This window comes from Capnocytophaga gingivalis ATCC 33624 (assembly GCF_000174755.1).
Taxonomy (GTDB): Bacteria; Bacteroidota; Bacteroidia; order Flavobacteriales; family Flavobacteriaceae; genus Capnocytophaga; species Capnocytophaga gingivalis.
In genome coordinates, this window is record NZ_ACLQ01000036.1 from 1 (window position 1) to 6,314 (window position 6,314).

Genomic DNA, 6,314 nt, shown 5'->3' on the forward strand with positions numbered 1-6,314 from the left:
TTCTCTTACTGTCATGCCATCCGTAAGATGCTTTTCTGTGACTGGTGAGTACTCAACCAAGTCATTCTGAGAATAGTGTATGCGGCGACCGAGTTGCTCTTGCCCGGCGTCAATACGGGATAATACCGCGCCACATAGCAGAACTTTAAAAGTGCTCATCATTGGAAAACGTTCTTCGGGGCGAAAACTCTCAAGGATCTTACCGCTGTTGAGATCCAGTTCGATGTAACCCACTCGTGCACCCAACTGATCTTCAGCATCTTTTACTTTCACCAGTCGTTTCTGGGTGAGCAAAAACAGGAAGGCAAAATGCCGCAAAAAAGGGAATAAGGGCGACACGGAAATGTTGAATACTCAATACTACTTCCTTTTTCAATATTATTGAAGCATTTATCAGGGTTATTGTCTCATGAGCGGATACATATTTGAATGTATTTAGAAAAATAAACAAATAGGGGTTCCGCGCACATTTCCCCGAAAAGTGCCACCTGACGTCTAAGAAACCATTATTATCATGACATTAACCTATAAAAATAGGCGTATCACGAGGCCCTTTCGTCTTCAAGAATTCTCATGTTTGACAGCTTATCATCGATAAGCTTGGAGAGGTGGTTTTTTCGTTTCTGGTACCGAAGCTTACGACGAAGCTAATGATCTCAAGAAAAAACTAACAAACATCAATTACTTTTGTAATCGTTTGTTTTTTATCAAAATTCTGAAATAAGGGCATTTACCATTTATAGACAAATCTTTTTCATCAACACCCTTTCTAAATTTTATTAACTCAAATTGCTCAGGGTTAAACTTATGCAAGAATGTGATAGGAACCCCCATAACCCCATTGTAATCTAATGGAATATCCTTTGTTTTGTTTACATTTATAGCATCATAATTATCATATTTTGGATATGAACTTTCATTCCCAAAATATTTTCTTGTAAGAGGCAAGTCTTTATGCCTAATAAAGACATCTAGGTTAGTTAGCCATAAGCAGTTGTTTGGCGAGATAATTCTATTACCATTAGAATCAATTCTCGCCTCAGTACCATATAATTCATAATGCTCTGGAACAATAAATCCAGAAACACCTCTCCCGAGATGAACCCCAAGCCAAATCTTATTTTCCTTAATTAGATTAAACACCTCTTTATATGTTATTGAATTAACATTAGCAATTATAAGGAATTTCTTATCATACTTAATTAGTTGATCAAGATACTCTCTAAATAACGAGAATGGAGGATTCGTAACAACAATATCTGATTTTTTTAGCAGATCAATGCTCTCCGAACTGCGAAAATCGCCATCGCCACAGAAAGAAGAAACACTAATATCATCAAAAACTAATTTCTTTCCATTTTCTTTATGATATTCATAGTAAAATCCGTTCTTCGCGGCTTCGCTACTAGAAAAACCTTCTTTATTCTCTACATAGCAAGATGCTATTAACTTTTTCAAGCCAAGATTATCAAAATTCACTGCAAAATATTTAAAGAAATTGCTTACTCTAGGATCATCACAATTGCAATAAACAACCTTATCAGAGAAGTGCTCTCTGTAGTATTGCAGTTCGTTCTCAATATCACAATACTGAGTGTAAAATTCGTCGCTTTTCGATTTTTTAGCTTTGTGCAGTAACTTGTTTGTTGCATTTCTAGCCATTAATTAAAACCTTATTAAAATAAAAAATATCACTTAGATGTAAGCTGTTCAAACAAGTCACGCCCCAACACTCTGAGCGAAGTCGTTGATATATCAAACATTATTTCAAACATGATTTTCGAATCCCACTCCCTCCCATCTCCTTGAGTATATATAGATGCTGCTTGTAGCATAATGCTTTTGTCTTTATGATTTACAAATTTGTTAATACATAGATTACTATTTATAGGCATTCCATAATTAGCTGCAGTTAGTCGATCTAACCTATTTAATATACCAGAATTATACTCAAGATTAACAACCCTTCCATCTGGTCTTGTTATTGAGATATTTTCTGTTAAAAAGTTAGACCCCTCTAAGAAAAGGACGTAAGGAAAGTGGCTCTCAGAGAGCATAAAATTCGCTATCTCTGATATATTCTTATGAGATCCACTCGTTATTCTCGGACGAGTGTTCAGTAATGAACCTCTGGAGAGAACCATGTATATGATCGTTATCTGGGTTGGACTTCTGCTTTTAAGCCCAGATAACTGGCCTGAATATGTTAATGAGAGAATCGGTATTCCTCATGTGTGGCATGTTTTCGTCTTTGCTCTTGCATTTTCGCTAGCAATTAATGTGCATCGATTATCAGCTATTGCCAGCGCCAGATATAAGCGATTTAAGCTAAGAAAACGCATTAAGATGCAAAACGATAAAGTGCGATCAGTAATTCAAAACCTTACAGAAGAGCAATCTATGGTTTTGTGCGCAGCCCTTAATGAAGGCAGGAAGTATGTGGTTACATCAAAACAATTCCCATACATTAGTGAGTTGATTGAGCTTGGTGTGTTGAACAAAACTTTTTCCCGATGGAATGGGAAGCATATATTATTCCCTATTGAGGATATTTACTGGACTGAATTAGTTGCCAGCTATGATCCATATAATATTGAGATAAAGCCAAGGCCAATATCTAAGTAACTAGATAAGAGGAATCGATTTTCCCTTAATTTTCTGGCGTCCACTGCATGTTATGCCGCGTTCGCCAGGCTTGCTGTACCATGTGCGCTGATTCTTGCGCTCAATACGTTGCAGGTTGCTTTCAATCTGTTTGTGGTATTCAGCCAGCACTGTAAGGTCTATCGGATTTAGTGCGCTTTCTACTCGTGATTTCGGTTTGCGATTCAGCGAGAGAATAGGGCGGTTAACTGGTTTTGCGCTTACCCCAACCAACAGGGGATTTGCTGCTTTCCATTGAGCCTGTTTCTCTGCGCGACGTTCGCGGCGGCGTGTTTGTGCATCCATCTGGATTCTCCTGTCAGTTAGCTTTGGTGGTGTGTGGCAGTTGTAGTCCTGAACGAAAACCCCCCGCGATTGGCACATTGGCAGCTAATCCGGAATCGCACTTACGGCCAATGCTTCGTTTCGTATCACACACCCCAAAGCCTTCTGCTTTGAATGCTGCCCTTCTTCAGGGCTTAATTTTTAAGAGCGTCACCTTCATGGTGGTCAGTGCGTCCTGCTGATGTGCTCAGTATCACCGCCAGTGGTATTTATGTCAACACCGCCAGAGATAATTTATCACCGCAGATGGTTATCTGTATGTTTTTTATATGAATTTATTTTTTGCAGGGGGGCATTGTTTGGTAGGTGAGAGATCTGAATTGCTATGTTTAGTGAGTTGTATCTATTTATTTTTCAATAAATACAATTGGTTATGTGTTTTGGGGGCGATCGTGAGGCAAAGAAAACCCGGCGCTGAGGCCGGGTTATTCTTGTTCTCTGGTCAAATTATATAGTTGGAAAACAAGGATGCATATATGAATGAACGATGCAGAGGCAATGCCGATGGCGATAGTGGGTATCATGTAGCCGCTTATGCTGGAAAGAAGCAATAACCCGCAGAAAAACAAAGCTCCAAGCTCAACAAAACTAAGGGCATAGACAATAACTACCGATGTCATATACCCATACTCTCTAATCTTGGCCAGTCGGCGCGTTCTGCTTCCGATTAGAAACGTCAAGGCAGCAATCAGGATTGCAATCATGGTTCCTGCATATGATGACAATGTCGCCCCAAGACCATCTCTATGAGCTGAAAAAGAAACACCAGGAATGTAGTGGCGGAAAAGGAGATAGCAAATGCTTACGATAACGTAAGGAATTATTACTATGTAAACACCAGGCATGATTCTGTTCCGCATAATTACTCCTGATAATTAATCCTTAACTTTGCCCACCTGCCTTTTAAAACATTCCAGTATATCACTTTTCATTCTTGCGTAGCAATATGCCATCTCTTCAGCTATCTCAGCATTGGTGACCTTGTTCAGAGGCGCTGAGAGATGGCCTTTTTCTGATAGATAATGTTCTGTTAAAATATCTCCGGCCTCATCTTTTGCCCGCAGGCTAATGTCTGAAAATTGAGGTGACGGGTTAAAAATAATATCCTTGGCAACCTTTTTTATATCCCTTTTAAATTTTGGCTTAATGACTATATCCAATGAGTCAAAAAGCTCCCCTTCAATATCTGTTGCCCCTAAGACCTTTAATATATCGCCAAATACAGGTAGCTTGGCTTCTACCTTCACCGTTGTTCGGCCGATGAAATGCATATGCATAACATCGTCTTTGGTGGTTCCCCTCATCAGTGGCTCTATCTGAACGCGCTCTCCACTGCTTAATGACATTCCTTTCCCGATTAAAAAATCTGTCAGATCGGATGTGGTCGGCCCGAAAACAGTTCTGGCAAAACCAATGGTGTCGCCTTCAACAAACAAAAAAGATGGGAATCCCAATGATTCGTCATCTGCGAGGCTGTTCTTAATATCTTCAACTGAAGCTTTAGAGCGATTTATCTTCTGAACCAGACTCTTGTCATTTGTTTTGGTAAAGAGAAAAGTTTTTCCATCGATTTTATGAATATACAAATAATTGGAGCCAACCTGCAGGTGATGATTATCAGCCAGCAGAGAATTAAGGAAAACAGACAGGTTTATTGAGCGCTTATCTTTCCCTTTATTTTTGCTGCGGTAAGTCGCATAAAAACCATTCTTCATAATTCAATCCATTTACTATGTTATGTTCTGAGGGGAGTGAAAATTCCCCTAATTCGATGAAGATTCTTGCTCAATTGTTATCAGCTATGCGCCGACCAGAACACCTTGCCGATCAGCCAAACGTCTCTTCAGGCCACTGACTAGCGATAACTTTCCCCACAACGGAACAACTCTCATTGCATGGGATCATTGGGTACTGTGGGTTTAGTGGTTGTAAAAACACCTGACCGCTATCCCTGATCAGTTTCTTGAAGGTAAACTCATCACCCCCAAGTCTGGCTATGCAGAAATCACCTGGCTCAACAGCCTGCTCAGGGTCAACGAGAATTAACATTCCGTCAGGAAAGCTTGGCTTGGAGCCTGTTGGTGCGGTCATGGAATTACCTTCAACCTCAAGCCAGAATGCAGAATCACTGGCTTTTTTGGTTGTGCTTACCCATCTCTCCGCATCACCTTTGGTAAAGGTTCTAAGCTTAGGTGAGAACATCCCTGCCTGAACATGAGAAAAAACAGGGTACTCATACTCACTTCTAAGTGACGGCTGCATACTAACCGCTTCATACATCTCGTAGATTTCTCTGGCGATTGAAGGGCTAAATTCTTCAACGCTAACTTTGAGAATTTTTGTAAGCAATGCGGCGTTATAAGCATTTAATGCATTGATGCCATTAAATAAAGCACCAACGCCTGACTGCCCCATCCCCATCTTGTCTGCGACAGATTCCTGGGATAAGCCAAGTTCATTTTTCTTTTTTTCATAAATTGCTTTAAGGCGACGTGCGTCCTCAAGCTGCTCTTGTGTTAATGGTTTCTTTTTTGTGCTCATACGTTAAATCTATCACCGCAAGGGATAAATATCTAACACCGTGCGTGTTGACTATTTTACCTCTGGCGGTGATAATGGTTGCATGTACTAAGGAGGTTGTATGGAACAACGCATAACCCTGAAAGATTATGCAATGCGCTTTGGGCAAACCAAGACAGCTAAAGATCTGACCAAGCGACAGTTTAAAGTGCTGCTTGCCATTCTGCGTAAAACCTATGGGTGGAATAAACCAATGGACAGAATCACCGATTCTCAACTTAGCGAGATTACAAAGTTACCTGTCAAACGGTGCAATGAAGCCAAGTTAGAACTCGTCAGAATGAATATTATCAAGCAGCAAGGCGGCATGTTTGGACCAAATAAAAACATCTCAGAATGGTGCATCCCTCAAAACGAGGGAAAATCCCCTAAAACGAGGGATAAAACATCCCTCAAATTGGGGGATTGCTATCCCTCAAAACAGGGGGACACAAAAGACACTATTACAAAAGAAAAAAGAAAAGATTATTCGTCAGAGAATTCTCATGTTTGACAGCTTATCATCGATAAGCTTTAATGCGGTAGTTTATCACAGTTAAATTGCTAACGCAGTCAGGCACCGTGTATGAAATCTAACAATGCGCTCATCGTCATCCTCGGCACCGTCACCCTGGATGCTGTAGGCATAGGCTTGGTTATGCCGGTACTGCCGGGCCTCTTGCGGGATATCGTCCATTCCGACAGCATCGCCAGTCACTATGGCGTGCTGCTAGCGCTATATGCGTTGATGCAATTTCTATGCGCAC

8 protein-coding genes and 2 pseudogenes are annotated in these 6,314 nt (G+C 40.6%); 3 read left to right on the forward strand and 7 right to left on the reverse strand.

The features are described 5' to 3' along the window. The 3 genes and pseudogenes from CAPGI0001_RS12500 to CAPGI0001_RS12510 form a co-directional block, all read right to left on the reverse strand. Positions 1-358, reverse strand: a pseudogene (locus CAPGI0001_RS12500) (serine hydrolase); the annotation flags it as partial. A 323-nt stretch (positions 359-681) separates the two neighbouring features. After that, positions 682-1,662 carry an adenine-specific methyltransferase EcoRI family protein gene (locus tag CAPGI0001_RS12505; RefSeq protein ID WP_002670781.1) on the reverse strand — a complete coding sequence of 327 codons (981 nt, stop codon included), beginning with the start codon at positions 1,660-1,662 and terminating at the stop codon, positions 682-684. Positions 1,663-1,691: 29 nt separating this feature from the next. Beyond that, on the reverse strand, positions 1,692-2,144 hold the full coding sequence (locus CAPGI0001_RS12510) for an EcoRI family type II restriction endonuclease (RefSeq protein ID WP_005249004.1): 453 nt from the start codon (positions 2,142-2,144) through the stop codon (positions 1,692-1,694). Positions 2,145-2,148: 4 nt separating this feature from the next. On the opposite strand from CAPGI0001_RS12510, the gene CAPGI0001_RS12515 reads away from it, so the two are divergent. Continuing rightward, entirely contained in the window at positions 2,149-2,625 is a 477-nt protein-coding gene (locus tag CAPGI0001_RS12515; RefSeq protein WP_137545608.1) for a superinfection exclusion B family protein, read from the forward strand. Here CAPGI0001_RS12515 and CAPGI0001_RS12520 read toward each other — a convergent pair whose 3' ends face one another. From CAPGI0001_RS12520 to CAPGI0001_RS12540, 4 genes are all read right to left on the reverse strand, one after another. Further along, positions 2,626-2,949 (reverse strand): antitermination protein N, encoded by a 324-nt coding sequence (locus tag CAPGI0001_RS12520; RefSeq protein ID WP_001564525.1) that lies wholly within the window; start codon positions 2,947-2,949, stop codon positions 2,626-2,628. Positions 2,950-3,413: 464 nt separating this feature from the next. Beyond that, positions 3,414-3,848 carry a protein rexB gene (locus tag CAPGI0001_RS12530; RefSeq protein ID WP_001245922.1) on the reverse strand — a complete coding sequence of 145 codons (435 nt, stop codon included), beginning with the start codon at positions 3,846-3,848 and terminating at the stop codon, positions 3,414-3,416. A 15-nt stretch (positions 3,849-3,863) separates the two neighbouring features. Beyond that, a complete protein-coding gene (locus tag CAPGI0001_RS12535; RefSeq protein WP_000788349.1) occupies positions 3,864-4,703 on the reverse strand; it encodes a protein rexA in 840 nt (279 codons plus the stop codon). Between the two features lie 112 nt (positions 4,704-4,815). Then, entirely contained in the window at positions 4,816-5,529 is a 714-nt protein-coding gene (locus CAPGI0001_RS12540) for a LexA family protein (protein WP_000104864.1), read from the reverse strand. Between the two features lie 100 nt (positions 5,530-5,629). On the opposite strand from CAPGI0001_RS12540, the gene CAPGI0001_RS12545 reads away from it, so the two are divergent. Together CAPGI0001_RS12545 and CAPGI0001_RS12855 are read left to right on the forward strand one after the other, a co-directional pair. Beyond that, on the forward strand, positions 5,630-6,061 hold the full coding sequence (locus tag CAPGI0001_RS12545) for a Cro/CI family transcriptional regulator (protein WP_002456141.1): 432 nt from the start codon (positions 5,630-5,632) through the stop codon (positions 6,059-6,061). A gap of 72 nt (positions 6,062-6,133) precedes the next feature. Next, a pseudogene (locus CAPGI0001_RS12855) lies at positions 6,134-6,314 on the forward strand (TetA family tetracycline resistance MFS efflux pump); the annotation flags it as partial.

Bases quoted from the DNA above. Each gene is read 5' to 3' on its own strand.
- CAPGI0001_RS12505 (WP_002670781.1), bottom strand. From the start codon at position 1,662: ATGGCTAGAAATGCAACAAACAAGTTACTGCACAAAGCTAAAAAATCG.
- CAPGI0001_RS12510 (WP_005249004.1), bottom strand. From the start codon at position 2,144: ATGGTTCTCTCCAGAGGTTCATTACTGAACACTCGTCCGAGAATAACG.
- CAPGI0001_RS12515 (WP_137545608.1), top strand. From the start codon at position 2,149: ATGATCGTTATCTGGGTTGGACTTCTGCTTTTAAGCCCAGATAACTGG.
- CAPGI0001_RS12520 (WP_001564525.1), bottom strand. From the start codon at position 2,949: ATGGATGCACAAACACGCCGCCGCGAACGTCGCGCAGAGAAACAGGCT.
- CAPGI0001_RS12530 (WP_001245922.1), bottom strand. From the start codon at position 3,848: ATGCGGAACAGAATCATGCCTGGTGTTTACATAGTAATAATTCCTTAC.
- CAPGI0001_RS12535 (WP_000788349.1), bottom strand. From the start codon at position 4,703: ATGAAGAATGGTTTTTATGCGACTTACCGCAGCAAAAATAAAGGGAAA.
- CAPGI0001_RS12540 (WP_000104864.1), bottom strand. From the start codon at position 5,529: ATGAGCACAAAAAAGAAACCATTAACACAAGAGCAGCTTGAGGACGCA.
- CAPGI0001_RS12545 (WP_002456141.1), top strand. From the start codon at position 5,630: ATGGAACAACGCATAACCCTGAAAGATTATGCAATGCGCTTTGGGCAA.